The organism is Bifidobacterium xylocopae (assembly GCF_003315615.1).
Lineage (GTDB): Bacteria > Actinomycetota > Actinomycetes > Actinomycetales > Bifidobacteriaceae > Bombiscardovia > Bombiscardovia xylocopae.
Genome location: NZ_PDCH01000005.1, coordinates 47,201 through 63,499 on the forward strand (window position 1 = coordinate 47,201; position 16,299 = coordinate 63,499).

The following is a 16,299-nucleotide window of genomic DNA, read 5'->3' on the forward strand; positions in this document are numbered from 1 at the left end:
ATTCCCAACCTTCCCGACCAGGATGACGACGAGGACGGTGATGACGCGGCCGACGGCGATGACCCGGCGGATCCGGATGCCCAGGAAGACGACCTGGACGATGATGCGGGCGATGCCGGATATGACGCGGATGAGGATGACGACGAGCTGGACGATGGGGGCGATGATGAGGACAGCGACGCCGCCTTGGACGGCGACGGTGATGTGGAGCCCGCAGCCAGTCTCACCGATTCCGCCGAAGACGACCGGATGGGTCAGGGGCGGTGAGCGTCTGGGACTCCATGGTCGGTCAGGATAATGCGGTCGACCTGCTGAAGCGGGTGGTCGCCTCGCAGGACCAGGCCAGGGATGACATGACCCAGTCCTGGCTGTTCTGCGGCCCCCCTGGATCCGGGCGTTCCAACCTGGCCAAGGCCTTTGCGGCGGCCCTGATCAGCCCTGATCACGGCCTTGGTGACGAGCCAACCAGCCAAACCCGGCAGGTATTGGCCGGCAGCCATCCCGATGTGACCTACCTTGCCACAGAGAGGGTGACAATCGGCATCAAGGAGGTCCGCCGGTTGATCATGGCCTCCGAGCAGATGCCGTCCACCGCCCCGTGGCGGGTGATCGTGATCGAGGATGTGGACCGGATGATGGAGCGCACCACCAATGTGCTCCTCAAGGAGATCGAGGAGCCGGCCGAACATACGGTCTGGATTCTGTGCGCACCCAGCGCCCAGGACGTGCTGCCCACCATCCGCTCGCGCACACGCATCGTGAGCCTTGCGGTACCCACCGACAAGGCCGTGGCCGATTTCCTCCAGACCAGCATGGGAACGGAGCGTCACCTGGCGGCACGCGCCGCCCGCCTGGCCCAAGGGCACATCGGTGTGGCCAAGCTCTACGCCAGCGACCCTCAGGTGCTGAAGGAGCGCGATGATCTGGTTGTCGGCCTGTTGGACATGCACCGTGCTTCCCAGGCGATTCTGCTTGGTGTCAGGATGGCCGACCAGGCCCAGGAGCAGGCCAAGCGATACGCGGAAAAGCAGGTGGCGGCGGACGAGGCCGACTTCCGGCGTATCAATGGCTTGAAGCCGGGCGATCCGGTGCCTCGTCAGATCCTGGGAGCCTACCATGAGCTCATCGGAAAGGACGAGCTGCGTCGCCGGACCATCAGGCGCTCCCGCGACGTGCTTGACCGCGACCTGAATACGATCGCCTCCGTCTACCGGGACGTGTGCGTCATACAGAACGGCGCCGAAGCGCAGGTTGGCCTGGTCAACCTGGAGAACCGTGCCGCCATCACCGAACTGTCCGTACGTCTGAGCCGCCAGGGCGCCATAGAGCGCATCCGCCAGATCGGAGTGGCCCGTCGGAGGATCGAAGGCAACGGTTCCCAGCTGTTGGATCTGGAGGCCATGATGTGTGACCTCCTGGTCTGAGGCCTGGGCCAGGAATCCCGCTCGTTCCCGTGCGAACGGCCCGGGTTTGACTGCTGGCGGCAGGGCGGGAGAATGAACGTATGAGAATCGCAACCGATTTCGACATCATTCCCGACGAATACGCCAAGCGGGCCGGCGGCGACCGCAGTCTGGACGATACACCGGTCGTCTCCTTCCCCTTCATGCTGGAGGACCTGCCAGAGGGAGCAGCCTTCCTGAGCTGGGAGCTGGTCGACCCCGATTCCATCCCGGTCTGTGGCTTCCAGTGGATCCACTGGTCATTGGCCAACCTGCCCTTGGGCCGGCTGGTGGAAGATCCGGCATCCGGTGCGGTGCACGTCCCCGCCGACCTTTCGCGTCGCCTGTCGGACCTGGCTCCTGGCGCGACCCAGGGCCGGACCTCGCAGGCATCCAAGTTCGTAGGGGGCACCAACCCTGCCCTGACATGCCGTTACAACGGACCCACTCCGCCGGACACGACCCATGACTATGTCCTGCGCGTCTGGGCCACTGGCATGCCCCTGCCCGGCCTGGAGGAGGGCTTCTGGCTCAATGCCCTGGAGCGCGCCGTCCATGACAACCCGGCTGTATTGGCCCAGGCCGAGGCCTGGTTGCCTGCCGAAGCCTGAGCCGGCGTCGGTGAGCCTTGGGCTTCCGCCCGTTACTTGGGGACGGTAGAGTGGGAGCCACGCAAGACGGTCCTGGTGTGTTTGGCGCGCTCCGGGAGCGTCCGGCGGTTCGTCCACGCAAGCCGTTCGGCCGCGTCGTCGGCCACGGGAAAAGGAAGGCGCACCATGCCCTGTACAACGCTCCTAGTCGGCAAGAAGGCAAGCTATGATGGCTCCACCATCATCGCCCGCAATGAGGATTCGGCCAACGGTCAGTTCAGGCCCAAACGCTTCATCGTTGTCCGCCCGGATGAGCAGCCCAGGCACTATCGCAGCGTTCTGAGTCACGTCGAGATAGACCTGCCCGACGATCCCATGCGGTACACGGCGGTGCCCAACTCCATCCTGAACAAGGGCATCTGGGGACAGAACGGGGTAAACGAGGCGAATGTGGCCATGACCGCCACGGAGACGATCACCACCAACGAGCGCATCCTGGGTGCCGACCCGCTGGTCGAGCTTGTGCCCGCCGTGGGCAGGTCGGGGGACGTGGATTATGTGCCTGAGCAGGCCGGCGGCATCGGCGAGGAGGATCTGGTCACCATCGTCCTGCCATACATCCGCTCGGCCAGGGAGGGTGTCGAGCGCTTGGGAGCCCTGCTGGAGGAGTACGGCACCTACGAGATGAACGGAGTGGCCTTCTCCGACTCCGACGAAATCTGGTGGATGGAGACCGTGGGCGGACACCACTGGATCGCCCGCCGCGTGCCCGATGACTGCTACGTGACCATGCCCAATCAGCTTGGCATCGACGAGCTGGACCTGGATGACGCCCTGGGCGCACAGGAAGAGTGCATGTGCTCCGCCGACCTGCGTGAGTTCATCGATACGAACCACCTGGACCTGTCCATCGAGTCGGTCTCACCATTCAATCCGCGCACAGCCTTCGGCTCCCACTCGGATTCCGACCATGTCTACAACACGCCGCGCGCCTGGTACATGCAGCGCTTCCTGAACCCCTACGACGAAGTCTGGGACGGCCCGGACGCCGACCATACGCCCATGAGCGACGACATACCATGGTGCCGCCAGCCCGAACGCAAAATCACGATTGAGGATGTCAAGTACCTGCTGAGCTCCCACTACCAGGGCACCGTATACGATCCCTATGCGATCATCGGTGATGAGCACTCCAAGGGCCTCTACCGCCCCATCGGCATCAACCGTACCGACCAGCTGGCCGTCATCCAGCTGCGCCCCTATGCACCGGCCGGCTGCATGGCCGTCCAGTGGATGGCTTTCGGTTCCAACCCCTTCAATGCCCTGATCCCCTTCTACACGAACGTGGATGAAACGCCGGCATACCTGGCAGATGCGGGCGAACGGGTGACCACCGACACCCTGTATTGGTCCGATCGCATCATCGCGGCGCTGTCCGACTCGGCCTATGCGGACACGGCGAACGCCAACGAGCGCTACCAGCAGAGGATCGGTGGTCTGGCACACCGGATGATCGCCGCCGGCGACGATCAGGTGGCCCGCCTGCAGGGTGCAGAAGACGGCACCGACAACGAGGAGGTGCGCGAGGTGTTGCGCGCCGCCAACGAGGCCATGGCCGACCAAGTGCGCAGGGAGACCGATGACCTGCTGGGCAAGGTGCTCTACACGGTCAGCCTGAAGATGCGCAACGCCTACCACATGTCCGACCACTGAGCGGCATTCCTCCGTCGGCTTGGCGGTCTGGAACAGGGCCCTGCCGGCGGATAGCGTGTATCCATATCAGTATCGGCTTCGTCGCGCACGGGTAAGTCGGCGCGGGAACGGGAGGGCGGCATGGCCTCATTCGATGATTTCGTGAAACCATACGGTCTGGTCGACAAGGTGGACGCCTTCGGCTACCTGGATTATCTGCGGACCCAGCCTGATGGGCGGGCCAAGCGGGGCCAGGTGATCCTGGTCACCGCCGACACCCCGCTGAAAGCCTCGCGCGGCGAAGGCAAGACCACCACGACGATCGCATTGATCGATGCCTTGCGCGAGCGGGGAGTGGACGCCGCGGCGGTCCTGCGCCAACCAAGCATGGGCATTACGGCCGCCGGGTCCAAGGGCGGCGCCTCGGGCGGCGGCAAATCCTCCCTGGCTCATCCGGAGCTGGTGGACTGGGGTCTGTGCGGGGAAATGGCGGCCATCGAGAACGCCCAGAACCTCCTGGTCTCCTTTGCCGAAAAGGCCGTGGATGAGGGGGTCCTCGACACCATACTGCTGCCGCGTGTCTCCGAGGTGCCTTCGCGTGCCCTGCGTCAGATCATGGTGGACCGGGGCAAGGCCGACATTCCCGAACGGGTGGTGCTCACCCCCACTTGTGAACTCATGCAGATTGTTGTGCTTTCGCGTTCCATGGAGGAGGTGTCCCGGCGGGTGGCGGCCATGACGGCAGGCACCAAGGACGGCCGGCCGGTCCTGTTTGGCTCCTTCGTCGACCTGTGGCGAATCACGAACATGCTGTCCGATGCGGTGAAACCGGCCATGACGACCACCCAGGCGGGTTCACCGGTCTATGTGCACTGCGGGCCTTTCGCCAATGTATCCCTGGGAATCCCCAGCCTGGTTTCGGTCCAGATGGCCTGCGCCCGGCACGACCTGGTCGTGGTCGAGGCAGGGTATGGCGCCGATGCGGGCGCCCAGAAGTGGCTGGACATCGCCGCGCGGGAGTTCGGCGCCCAGTGGCCGGCGGCAGCGGTTGTGGTCACCCGCGCCACCACCTGGCGTGACGACCCGGCACTGCGCTGGCGTTACCCCTTCCATGTCAGGCGTATGGAGGGCCTGGGAATCCCGGCTTTCCCGCTCGTCAACCTGTGGGAGGGGGAGGACGGCGAAGTGGACGACCTGCGGCGAACCACCGATCAGCTGGGTTTGCGGCGGCCCATCATAGGCAACCTTTTCCGCGACGGCGGATCGGCTCTGGCCGCCCAGCTGGATGACTTCATCGAGGTCCTGCAGGAGGGGCGGTCCCATGGCGCACAGGCTCCGGCGGAGGCCCTGCGCTCCCACAAGGGCATGGACCTGGTCGATCAGTTGCGGTGGATAGCATCCTCGGCCTATGGGGTGCCTGCCGGGCGCGTGGTATGCGGCCCTGATTTCATGGACTCCTTGGCCGCCGCCCGTGCCTTGTGCAAGGGGCAGGGGCTGGACCTGAACGACCTGGTGCCCGTCGCGGTCAAATCCCCGGCCACGATGACCGATGACGATTCGGCCCCCGAGGCCGAGCGGACCGTGACCCTGAAAAAAGTCGAGGCCCATACCGGTGCAGGACTGATCCAGGTGAACCTGACGAAGTCCCTGACCACGCCCATGCCCAAGATCGTATGAGCGCTTGAGGGTGCCGAGGAGACGCTGAGGATACCGGCCTACCGGGTTGCATCTTCCGTCTCCTCTGCCGCCCGGTCCGACCATCCGGCGGATGGCGGCCGACGGCACGCCGTAAGCTGAGGGCCTTGCGCCCGAGCGAAAAAGCGGTATAGTTGCTTCTTGGCTCTTGAATGTGCTACGCCCCTGTAGCTCAGTTGGCTAGAGCAGCTGACTCTTAATCAGCGTGTCCGGGGTTCGAGCCCCCGCGGGGGCACAGAGAGCAAATGGTCCGAGGCGGCAAGCCCCGGGCCATTGTCGTATGGAAGGGGTCCCGGACAAGGGAGGGGAGTCGCCCATGGAATCCGCTGTAGGTAGGAAAGCCCGTGAGCCCTTCGCACTTGAACATGCGAATGTGGCCAGTGGGGATGCCGATGGACAGGTTGTACGCGACATGACGGTTGTCGTGGGTGCGGAAGGGCGGATAGAAGGGATGGCGCCGTCCGGGCAGGTCTCCGTTCCACGGGGCTATCACAGGATCGATGCCACTGGCAAAGTGGTAGCGCCAGGGCTCATCAATGCCCATACCCACCTGTTCGCCGATGGCAAACCGCTTGCCGTCGGCGCAGGCGGACCGCGCAAGCAGCAGGCTGTCATGGCCCTGATCCACGGACCGATCGGCAAGGCGTACCTGGCGGCCAGGGCGCAGGCCTCCGCCAAGGCACTGCTCAACTCCGGCGTCACGACCATCCGAACCTTGGGTGACGCGGGCTATGAGGTGGTGGCCCTGCGCGACCGGATTGATTCAGACCAGACCCTGGGCCCCCGCATCCTGGCTTCCGGTCCCATGCTGTCAATTCCCGGCGGGCACGGAGACCCATACATCGCGTTGACGTCCAGCAGCCCTGAAGAGGCCCGGCTCAACGCCCGGACCAATCTGGAGCACGGGGTCAACGCCCTGAAAGTTGCGGCGACCGGCGGTGTGACCGATGCCAGGGAGCTTGGCGTGGCCGGCAGTCCGCAGATGGATGAGGAATCCATGGCTGCCGTGTGCGAGGAGGCACACGAGGCCGGTGTCATCGTCGCGGCCCATGCCCAGAGTACCGAGGGGGTGCGTGCGGCTCTGCGGGCGGGTGTGGACACCATCGAGCACGGCAGCCGCATGGATGATGAGATCATCGACCTCTTCCGCCACAACCCCCGTTCCCTGAGGGGGTTTTCGGGGCTGAACCCAACCCTGTCGGCCGGACTGCCGCTGGTCAAGGTCAGCCAGGAGGAGCTCGGCGTCTCCGACATCGTGCGGGCGAACTCCGAGCAAGTGGTAAAGGGGATGCTGGAGGGCGCCAGCCAGGCGCGCGAGGCAGGCATCGCCGAGGGCGTCGGCACCGACACCGGCATGACCCTGGTAACCCAGTACAACACCTGGCGGGAGCTGGACCTGCTGGTCCGCTTCGCCGGTTATACGCCCGCCCAGGCCTTCCATGCAGCCACGCAGGTGAATGCGCGGAATCTGGGGGTGGACGATGTGACCGGCTCGATCGCCCTTGGCAAGGACGCAGACCTGCTGGTTCTGGACGGGGACCCGGCCCAGGACCTTTCAGTGCTGGCCGCTCCCAAGCTGGTCATCGCGCGCGGTTGGCCGGTCTGGCGACCCAGGATCAAGCGCATCGGCAGCGTCGAGCGCTTGCTCTCTGAGTTCTGAAGCTTTATCGCTTTCAGCCCCTCCATTTACCCGTGTACTGGCGGGGGGGGGGGGGCTTGCGTTGACTGTCTCGGCATTGACGTAAGTACATGGCATATGAATGCGCAATCATCTGAAGTTTGCAATAAATGAGTTGTGTTTGCGCGGAAGACTTGTTAATATGTGAAATGAAAGCGCAATCACATAAGCGTGATTGCGGATTTTAAATGGAAGGCTCAATGATGAGTAAAAGATCACAAGGGAAGCGCGCCCTGGCAGTAGCAATGGCTGCCACTGCACTGGTGGCGATGTCAGGATGCGGTAAGGTGGACAGCTCGAAGGGGAGTGGCACGGTCTCGATAGCGTGCTCCCAGCAGGAAGACTTCTGCCAAGCTGTGACCAAGGCTTTTGCGAAGGATACTGGTATCAAAACGACTTATGTGCGGCTCGGTGCCGGCGAGGTGCTTGCAAGGCTCGCGACGAATCCTGGAGAGTTCGACGTGTGGGCGGGTGGACAGGCCGAGAACCATCTGCTGGCCGACGATAAGGGCATGATTGAGCATTATGCGCCTAAAGGAGCAGGTGATCTCGCGGCAGACTATAAAGACGACAAAGGCGCTTGGACCGGTTTCTATACAGATTCGATAGCATTCTGCTCAAATACCGCCGAATTGGGTAAGAAAGGTGTGAAGCCTCCCGTTTCGTGGGCGGATTTACTGGACAACAAGCTCAAGGGTGCAGTCGCGATGCCCCATCCGGCCACGGCCGGTGTCGGCTATATGGCCATGTTCACTCAGGCGGTGCTGCATAATGGGGACAAGGGAGCGGCCATCGATTACTTCAAACAACTCAATCCCAATGTTATGCAGTACTCCAAGTCAGCCGCAACGGGTACGGAACAGGCGGGAAGGGGCGAGGTCAGCGTCGCCATCGCATTGGATTCGGATTGTCAGAAGGCGATAAAGGCGGGCTATCCGGATTTGAAAACCACCTACCCAACGGAGGGCACTGGTTACGAGGTGGGTGCGATTTCCGTCCTGAAAGGTGCCCGTAGCATCAAGAACGCCAAGGCATTCGCCGATTGGATGATGACCACGCAGGCACAGAACCTGTATGCGGAAGTGCCTTCCTATGCGGCGCCGACGAACCCTAAGGCGAAGATCGGTGACGGTGTGCCTCGGCAGGACAAGGTCAAGAAGGTTGATTGGAATGTGCGTCAGGCTGCAGATGCGCGTGATGCTTTCATCAAATCGTTTGAAAGCGACATCGCTTCCTCTTCCAGTGCGAAGTGAGGGTGACGGGCGTAAAAGCGCCATCGATGCTTGAAAGAACGGATTTGTGGAAAGGGGATGGGTATATATGGCAAATGCTGTGATTGCTGCCGTCGCCGCGCCGTCTGGTGCAGATGGGGCTCCGGTGAGGGGTAAGGACCCCTCCCGCCATAGCGGGAGTAACCGATCCAAACCGCGTGAAAGCGCTTCTGTCTGGGTAATTCTGGCCGGAGTCGTCGTAGTGTTGACGTTGGTCTTGGGACTACCGGTCGTCAAATTATTGGTATCGGCTTTCAGCCCGGCCGGACGGACGGCGATGGCCGGTGCTTTCGCTAATCATGCGGAGACATTCTGGCACAGCATAGTTCTGGGTTTGCTGGTTGGCCTTATTGGGACGTTCATAGGGTTCGTTTGTGCTTATGTGGAAACATTCATCCAAATGCCTGGCAAGAAGGCCATGCATTGGTTGACCCTGTTGCCCACCATTTCTCCTCCTTTTGCGGCGGCGACAGCAATCATCACCCTGTTCGGCAAGCGGGGGATGGTCACCAACGGCCTTTTTGGGCTGGAGTTCAATATATATGGGTTGCCTGGTCTGGTCACAGTGCTGACCATGACGTTTACGCCAGTTGCATACCTGAACATCAAGGGGATGTTTGAGAATCTGGATCCGGCGACGTTTGAGGCCGCCTCTAGCTTGGGGGCGTCCGAGTTCAAGACCCTTTTCAAGGTAACCGTCCCCATGGTGCTGCCAGCAATGCTCTCCTCTTTTTTGGTGCTCTTTGTCGAGGGTATCGCCGACCTGGCCAACCCTCTGGTCATTGGTGGTGACTATCGGGTGCTAGCCAGTCAGATCTATTTCGCTGTAGCTGGTTCGGGTGACATTTCTGGGGCCGCTGGAGTAGCGTTGGTGCTCCTAGTGCCGGCGTTAACGGTGTTCTTCATACAAAAGTACTGGGCCAACAAGAAATCCGTGGTGACCGTTACGGGCAAACCGACTGGGTCCCTCAAGCCAGTCACGTCGAAGACGGTGACTGTGCCCATGCTGGTCATCGCCTGTCTATGGATTGCCTTGGTCCTGATGGTCTATCTCTCTCTCTTTGTAGGTGGTTTTGTCAAGATTCTGGGAGTGGACAACGGTTTTACTTGGGAGCATTTCATTTTTGTGCACCGATTGGGATCAGACGCAATTGGAACAACTCTTTTGCTGACGCTGCTAGCCGCACCCATAGCGGCCTTGTTGGCACTGGCAATCGCATGGCTGGTGGTCCGTCATTTTCCCCGCTTCGGCCGGATTTTGGATTTGTGGGGCATGCTGGGTATCGCCATCCCCGGTACGGTGCTGGGTCTGGGGTTCGCCCTGGCGTACTCGGAGAGCACAGTTCTCTTTGATTATGAGGTACTGCCGCCATTGGCAGGAGGTTTGGCGGTCGGAGGTGGCGCCATCGCCATCGTCATGGTGTTCATCGCGCGTGGAGATCCTACTGGTCAGCAGGCGTTCATATCCGCCTTGCAACAAATCAATCCCCAAGTCGAGGAGGCGTCCACCTCCTTGGGTGCCAGTCCCCTCCAAACAGTGAGGAAGGTGACGCTCCCCCTGATGAGCTCGGCTCTGGTGACTTCAATCACCTATGCAATCACGAAATCCATGACGACAATCACAGCAATCATCTTCATTACCACCCCGCAGACCAAGGTCATGACTTCGCAAATCCTGGATGAGGTGGATGCCGGCCGCTTCGGCAACGCATTCGCGTATTCCAGCCTGCTTATCATCCTGGTCCTGGTCGTCCTGGGACTGGCTAACATTCTTCTTCGTCAACTCAACCATTCCAAGAGGTCCTAACTATGACACAGATGCATATGTCGGATAACAGTGGCAAGCCCGCCTCACCCGCTCCTTTGGCTTCCGTCCAGGCAGGTGCTTTGGAGCTGAAAGGAATCACCAAAGTCTATCGTTCAAAAAAGGGTGATTTCCGTGCAGTGGATGATACCAATCTGGTCATCGAGCCAGGAACATTCGTCACGCTGCTCGGTCCGTCCGGTTGCGGCAAGACCACGACGCTGAGGATGATTGCGGGCTTTGAGCAGCCTACTGAGGGTGATGTCCTTCTTGATGGTCAAAGCATTCTGGACGTGACCGCCGATAAGCGACCCATGTCGATGGTTTTCCAATCCTATGCGCTCTTCCCGCATCTCAGCGTACGCGGCAATGTAGAGTTCGGTCTGAAAATAAAGAAGATGAATAAGGAGGAGCGCGCCAAGAAAGTGGATCAGGCGTTGTCGATGATGGGCATCGAACAGTACGCGGACCGCTATCCACACCAGCTCTCGGGTGGACAACAGCAGCGGGTCGCCCTGGCTCGTGCCCTGGTCATGGAGCCTAAAATCATCCTATTCGACGAACCGTTGTCCAACCTCGATGCCCGTCTTAGGGTCAAGATGCGCGGTGAAATTCGTGAGCTCCAACGCAATTTGGGCCTTACGGCTATCTTCGTTACTCACGACCAATCCGAAGCGCTGACCATGTCGGATGTGGTTGTAGTCATGTCTGCAGGGAAGGTTGAGCAGGTTGGAAGCCCGTGGGGCATCTATCATCGTCCAATCAACCGTTTTGTGGCTTCTTTCCTGGGGACGGGCGGCTTCATTGCCGGCAGGGTCGGTAAGGTGCTGGAGGAGGTTTCGGCCGACCCCGATCATATTGAGGATGGTTTGCCGCCTGCATGTCTCTACCGTGTGGAAACTCCCTTGGGAGAGCTTGATGTCCATGGTGTGCCAGGCATTGCTGTTGGCGGCGATGCGGATGTGGTCATTCGGGCGGAGAACCTGATGGTCGGTAATCCGGTACCTGGACATAGCGTGGAAGGCAAGGTCGTTTCCTCGGCTTTCGATGGCGAGGTTGTTCATTATCAGGTAGAGACAGCGGCGGGTATCCTTACCGGTTCGGGGCCGGGGTCCCGGGTCCCCGTTCGGTCTGGGACGACTGTTGCGTGTGCCTTGGAGACACCTGCTCTCTGGGCTGTGCCCGGTAAGAGAAACGGGGTTGCCAGATGAGGCGTTTCTTCGACCGCCCTGACACCCGCTGGCCCCGACGGGAAGGAGCCTTGCATCTATATGCCTTACCCGATTCTGGCGAATCTGTCATCGAAGCGACAGAAAGGGAGGGCAGCGCTTTCGGAAATTGGGAAGGAATCGCCTTGCAGCCACCCCAATATCTGCACGTGACCCTCCAACGCCTGAATCTATACCGGGATCAGTTGAGCGAAGATCAGTGGCTTTCCTTTCTGGGAGCATTGGATGCCGCAGCCCAGTCGGTTTCTGAGTTTAAGCTGGGGTTCTCTCTCCCTCGGGTTCATGGTGAAGCCGTCGAAGCTTTCGGCACCCCAAGAAGGGGATGGGACAATTTGGTTGATGCGATCCGGACGGCTTTAGGACGGGCTGGTTTCCAGACGGCTCTGACTGACCCGCCTTTCGGCCCTCATTATACCTTTGCCTACTGTACGGCGGACACTGGGCAAGAGAATGATACACATATTCAGAAAGTGCTTGACCAGGTGTGCCAACCGCAGTCCATGGTAGTGGATTCCATGCATTTGGTAGCAGTCAACCAGTATCCTGATGAGGGAGTCTTTCGCTTTGACCGCTTGCACAGCTGGCCTCTGAAGCCCAAAGTCTCCTGAGCGTGTGGCGAAGGGGGGCGGGTATTGAGCGAATGCCCCCCCCCCCCTGGAGAGCGATAGGAAAGCGACGTGGAACGCAGGCATCGGGTAAGCATGACCGACATAGCCCGAGAGGCGAAGGTCTCTCCGGCCACCGTTTCGCGTGCCTTGAACGGCCATCCAACTGTGAGCGACAAGGTTCGCCGATCCGTACTGGATGCCGCTGAGCGCTTGGGCTACGTCCGTAACTTGGGTGCGGTTTCCCTGGCCTCGTCCCAGTCGAATACTGTAGGTCTGCTGATTCGAGATGCAGGCAATCAATTCTATGGTGGGTTGGCTTCGCGTATCCAGGCCGAAACCGATCGCTATGGTTTTGATTTGTTGATCACGGCTGGTGGGGACACTCTGGAAAGCCAAGAGCGTGCCGTACGTAATCTTTTGGGGCACGGTGTGGGAGGCATTGTCATCGCCTCGGGCAGGGTGGCTGCCGAAGCCGCCGAATACTCGGCTCGATTTGTGCCCAGCCTGGTCTTGGGTACTGGTTTGGAACTGCCTTCTTTGAGTTCCGTCAGGATTGATCCACACATGGAGGCTGGGCTGGCCCGCCGGGTCGTTGACCATGGGCACAGGAGTATAGCGGTAACCGCTTCGGAAGACCCGCTGGCGTCCACGCTCCACGCCAGGACGGCGAATTTCCTCACTGAATTGGTTGTGGCCAAAACCGATACCTACATCGTATCGTTCTCTGAGCAGGGCGGTGTTGATGAGCTGGGTCGGCAGGTTGATCGAGCGCTTGCTGACGGTGTCACTGCCATCATGGCGGGGAGCGATGAAATGGCTTTGCAGATATTGGAATATCTCAACATTTCCGGCCTGCGCTGTCCACAAGATGTATCGGTTACAGGTTTTGACGGTATAGGAGCCTATCGTTCGTCCCTTCTGGGGTTAACCACCATTGAACAGCCGGTCGATGAGCTAGCCCATGCTGCTATTAAACTAATGAGCCGACATATGAATGAAGAGCATGCACAAACCGCACAAATATTGGTTCCGGGACGGTTCGTCAAAGGCCGGACCTTGGGGATGGCGCAGACCAGCGATTGAAGCACCATCGGATGCACATCTGACGATGTTTTGAATGCAGCTTGGGGGTGCATGGTACTGAAATGCATAATTCTCGCTCAGCTGTGGGGGTCAATCAGCGAAGGGTGGCGTGTGTGAATCAGCCAGTGGGGCAGAACCATGTAATCGGACGCATCGCGCCATCGCCAACGGGGCGGATGCATATCGGCAACGCGTACGCGGCCCTGGCCGCTTGGCTGGGAGCGCGCGCCGCCGGCGGGCTGGTGCGCCTGCGGATCGAGGATATCGATGGGCCACGTGTGGTCCCCGATGCCGACCGGTGGATTCAGGACGATCTGGCTTGGTTGGGGTTGGACTGGGACGGGCCGGTTGTCTACCAATCGCAGAGGGTTGATCTTTACCGGGAGGCGCTTCGACGGCTGGAAGCACAGAGCCTCCGTTTGGAAGAGGCCAGGCCGGTCGTGGGGGTGGATACTGCCCTACGGACCCTGATTTATCCATGCTTCTGCTCTCGGGCCGATATTCGCGCGGCTTCAGCGCCCAACGAGGGTGATGGGTTCATTGTGTATCCCGGAACCTGCCGGAGGCTGCCGCCGTCCGTTGCCCGGGAGCGGGTGGAGGCCGGGCGGCGGCATGCCTTTCGGATCGCGGTGCCGGACGAGGGCCGGTTCGGCTCGATCTGCGAATTCCGGGACAAAGTCTATGGTTTGCAATCCTATGATTTGCCCCGGCAGGTGGGTGACGTGGTGCTCCTGCGCTCGGACGGGCTGGTCTCCTACCAGCTGGCGGTAAGCGTGGATGACCTGGAAATGGGTATAAGTCAGGTGGTGCGTGGGCGGGATCTGTTGCGTTCCACAGCTATACAGCTCTGGGTTCGGCGGCGGCTCCTGTTTCGGCAGAGGGAAGGCGGCCCTGCGAATTCCATGCGAACTGTAAGTATTGAGGACACGAAAGTGCCCCAGGTGGAATGGGCGCACCTGCCGCTGGTGGACGGGGCCGACGGGCGGCGGATGTCCAAGCGTTTTGGCTCCCTCGACCTGGGCTCCCTGCGCGAGGCCGGGGTGGCACCCGAGCAGGTGGTGGGCCTGTGCGCCTGGCTGCTGGGGCTGACCGAACGGCCTGAGCCGGCCAGTCCGAGCTCCCTGCTGCCGCGCTTCTCCTGGGAGCAGGTGCGGGCAAACCTGGAGGACCGCCTGCTGACGCACGAGGCTTTGGCGGCCGCCGGGATTAGAGTGCAATAAGCGATAGGGCGGAAGCGAGGGCGGCGAGTATGGCAGCGTATATGGACCACAAAGACCTGGGCAACCAGGAGATTCCTGGCGAGCGGGCGCGCGAGATCGGCGACGCGGTGCGGCGGGTGCGCGAGCAGGTCGCCCAGGCCGAGGCCACAGCCGGGCGCGAACCGGGCTCCGTGCAGCTGCTGGCCGCCACCAAGACCCGCGATGTGGGTGAAATCATGGCTGCGATTGACGCCGGTGTTCGTCTGATTGGTGAGAATCGGCCCCAGGAGGTCGTGGCCAAGGCCGATGGGTTGGCCCAGCGCTGCGCCCAGGCGGGTCTGGCACTCGGGACTGCTGCCGCAGCTGAGGGCGGCGAGGCCGGCGGGGGCGCGGCGGCTGGTGCTCGTGTGGGCTTTCATCTGATTGGGCAGCTGCAATCCAACAAAATCAACAAGGTCATGCCGGCTGTGGATACCGTGGAATCGGTGGATACGCTGGCCTTGGCCGAGAAGCTTTCGCGTAAGGCCGAGACGCTGGGCCGCACTATGGGCATCCTGCTGGAGGTCAACGAGTCGGGCGAGGAAGCCAAGTCGGGTTGCGCCCCGGAGGAGGCGGCAGATATGGCCTACGCCATCGCCGCCATGCCTGGAGTAAAGCTGACCGGACTCATGACCATCGGCGCCCACGTGGACGACGAGTCCACCATCCGCGCCGGCTTCGCCCACCTGCGCGGTCTGCGCGATCAGATTCGCAACTCCGGCGAGCCCGGCACCGCCTCCTGCACCGACCTCTCCATGGGCATGACGCACGACCTCTCCTACGCCATAGCCGAGGGGTCCACCATCGTGCGGGTGGGGACGGCCATCTTCGGCGAGCGGGCCTTCATTTGACCTCTGTTCGGCCTGCGTCGGCACCGTGGTACCCGTTTGCCGTGCGTTTCGGGGGTCGGAACGGGGCGTGACCCAATTGTCCGGGGGGTTTCCTGGGCCGCGCCGGCCCTGCTTGCCGCTAGACTGGGCCTATGAGAATCGCACGTTTTTCAATCAATGACACACCGCACTATGCCTTCGTTCAGCGCGATGCGAACGATGGCAAGGATTACCTGGTGGAGCTGAGGGGGTATCCGCTGGCGGGGCAGGTGGAACCCACCGGGCAACGCTACCCGCTCGATGCGGATGGTGTGCGTCTGCTGGCGCCGGTCATTCCGTCGAAGATATACGGGCTGGCCTTCAACTACCGGGCCCATGCGGAGGCGATCGCAGCAGGCAATCCGGACATCAAACCGCAGCCGGCCGAGCAGATGACCGTGTTCATGAAGCCGTCCACCTCGGTGATCGGCCCCGACGATCCCATCGTGCTGCCCTCTTACAGTCAGGACATGAACTTCGAGCCCGAGCTGGCCGTGGTGATAGGGCGCATGGCGCGCCGGGTGGCCAAGAACGATGCCATGGATTACGTACTCGGCTATACCTGTGTGAACGACCTGACCCTGCGCGACCTCCAGGGCTCCGATCCCATGTGGACCAGGGCCAAGGGCTTCGACAGCTCCTGCCCGCTCGGCCCCTGGATCGAGACCGAGCTTGACTGGGCGAACGCCGGCATCTCCTTCCAGCGCAATGGCGAGGACGTGCCCGAGGCCACCGGCTCCACGGCAAACCTGATCCACTCCGTCCCCGAGCAGATCGCTTTCATCTCCTCCTTCGCCACCCTCCTGCCCGGCGATGTGATCATGACCGGCACCCCCTCCGCCTCCGGCCAGCTGCACTCGCGCGACGAGGCCACGGTGACGATCGAAGGCATAGGCTCCCTGCGCAATGTGGTCATCGGCGAGCGGGAATAGGGCGGCGACAGGGCCACAGTAGGACTGAAGTAGGGCCGTAGAGCGTTGGAATACCGACGTTCTACGGCCTTTTTAAAAACCTGAGCCAGAATGGCTCAAGTTTGGGAATATGGGTATTCCTCCCGCTGTTGGATATAGCAGATAAGGACAGCGAGCGGCGGCGTGTGT

General features: G+C 61.4%; 13 protein-coding genes and 1 tRNA gene. All 14 read left to right on the plus strand.

The annotated features are described in order from the left end of the window. The first annotated feature begins 263 nt into the window (after window positions 1–263). Complete coding sequence (locus tag CRD59_RS03595; RefSeq protein WP_113853235.1) at window positions 264–1,424, plus strand: DNA polymerase III subunit delta'; 1,161 nt, start codon at window positions 264–266, stop codon at window positions 1,422–1,424. A gap of 80 nt (window positions 1,425–1,504) precedes the next feature. Continuing rightward, window positions 1,505–2,053 carry a YbhB/YbcL family Raf kinase inhibitor-like protein gene (locus CRD59_RS03600; RefSeq protein WP_113853236.1) on the plus strand — a complete coding sequence of 183 codons (549 nt, stop codon included), beginning with the start codon at window positions 1,505–1,507 and terminating at the stop codon, window positions 2,051–2,053. A 165-nt stretch (window positions 2,054–2,218) separates the two neighbouring features. Beyond that, window positions 2,219–3,745, plus strand: coding sequence for a C69 family dipeptidase (locus CRD59_RS03605; protein WP_113853237.1), 1,527 nt, complete (start codon window positions 2,219–2,221; stop codon window positions 3,743–3,745). A 120-nt stretch (window positions 3,746–3,865) separates the two neighbouring features. After that, window positions 3,866–5,401 carry a formate--tetrahydrofolate ligase gene (locus tag CRD59_RS03610; RefSeq protein WP_113853238.1) on the plus strand — a complete coding sequence of 512 codons (1,536 nt, stop codon included), beginning with the start codon at window positions 3,866–3,868 and terminating at the stop codon, window positions 5,399–5,401. A gap of 179 nt (window positions 5,402–5,580) precedes the next feature. After that, window positions 5,581–5,654: transfer RNA gene (locus CRD59_RS03615), tRNA-Lys, on the plus strand. Window positions 5,655–5,735: 81 nt separating this feature from the next. Continuing rightward, complete coding sequence (locus tag CRD59_RS03620) at window positions 5,736–7,079, plus strand: metal-dependent hydrolase family protein (protein ID WP_113853239.1); 1,344 nt, start codon at window positions 5,736–5,738, stop codon at window positions 7,077–7,079. 218 nt (window positions 7,080–7,297) lie between these two features. Next, the gene (locus CRD59_RS03625) at window positions 7,298–8,350 is read left to right on the plus strand and encodes an ABC transporter substrate-binding protein (RefSeq protein ID WP_236632703.1); all 1,053 of its coding nucleotides are present in this window, start codon (window positions 7,298–7,300) and stop codon (window positions 8,348–8,350) included. Window positions 8,351–8,417: 67 nt separating this feature from the next. Next, window positions 8,418–10,175: an ABC transporter permease gene (locus CRD59_RS03630; RefSeq protein ID WP_113853240.1), complete on the plus strand. Its 1,758-nt coding sequence runs from the start codon at window positions 8,418–8,420 to the stop codon at window positions 10,173–10,175. A 2-nt stretch (window positions 10,176–10,177) separates the two neighbouring features. Then, window positions 10,178–11,383, plus strand: coding sequence for an ABC transporter ATP-binding protein (locus tag CRD59_RS03635; protein WP_201736544.1), 1,206 nt, complete (start codon window positions 10,178–10,180; stop codon window positions 11,381–11,383). Further along, entirely contained in the window at window positions 11,380–12,009 is a 630-nt protein-coding gene (locus tag CRD59_RS03640) for a 2'-5' RNA ligase family protein (RefSeq protein WP_330849131.1), read from the plus strand. Before CRD59_RS03635 ends, CRD59_RS03640 begins: the two co-directional genes overlap by 4 nt. 93 nt (window positions 12,010–12,102) lie before the next feature. Then, a complete protein-coding gene (locus CRD59_RS03645) occupies window positions 12,103–13,092 on the plus strand; it encodes a LacI family DNA-binding transcriptional regulator (protein WP_201736545.1) in 990 nt (329 codons plus the stop codon). A gap of 176 nt (window positions 13,093–13,268) precedes the next feature. Beyond that, window positions 13,269–14,312, plus strand: coding sequence for a glutamate--tRNA ligase family protein (locus CRD59_RS03650; protein ID WP_236632707.1), 1,044 nt, complete (start codon window positions 13,269–13,271; stop codon window positions 14,310–14,312). Between the two features lie 29 nt (window positions 14,313–14,341). Further along, complete coding sequence (locus CRD59_RS03655; protein WP_113853244.1) at window positions 14,342–15,181, plus strand: YggS family pyridoxal phosphate-dependent enzyme; 840 nt, start codon at window positions 14,342–14,344, stop codon at window positions 15,179–15,181. Window positions 15,182–15,312: 131 nt separating this feature from the next. Further along, window positions 15,313–16,131 carry a fumarylacetoacetate hydrolase family protein gene (locus CRD59_RS03660; RefSeq protein ID WP_113853245.1) on the plus strand — a complete coding sequence of 273 codons (819 nt, stop codon included), beginning with the start codon at window positions 15,313–15,315 and terminating at the stop codon, window positions 16,129–16,131. Window positions 16,132–16,299 lie beyond the last annotated feature (168 nt).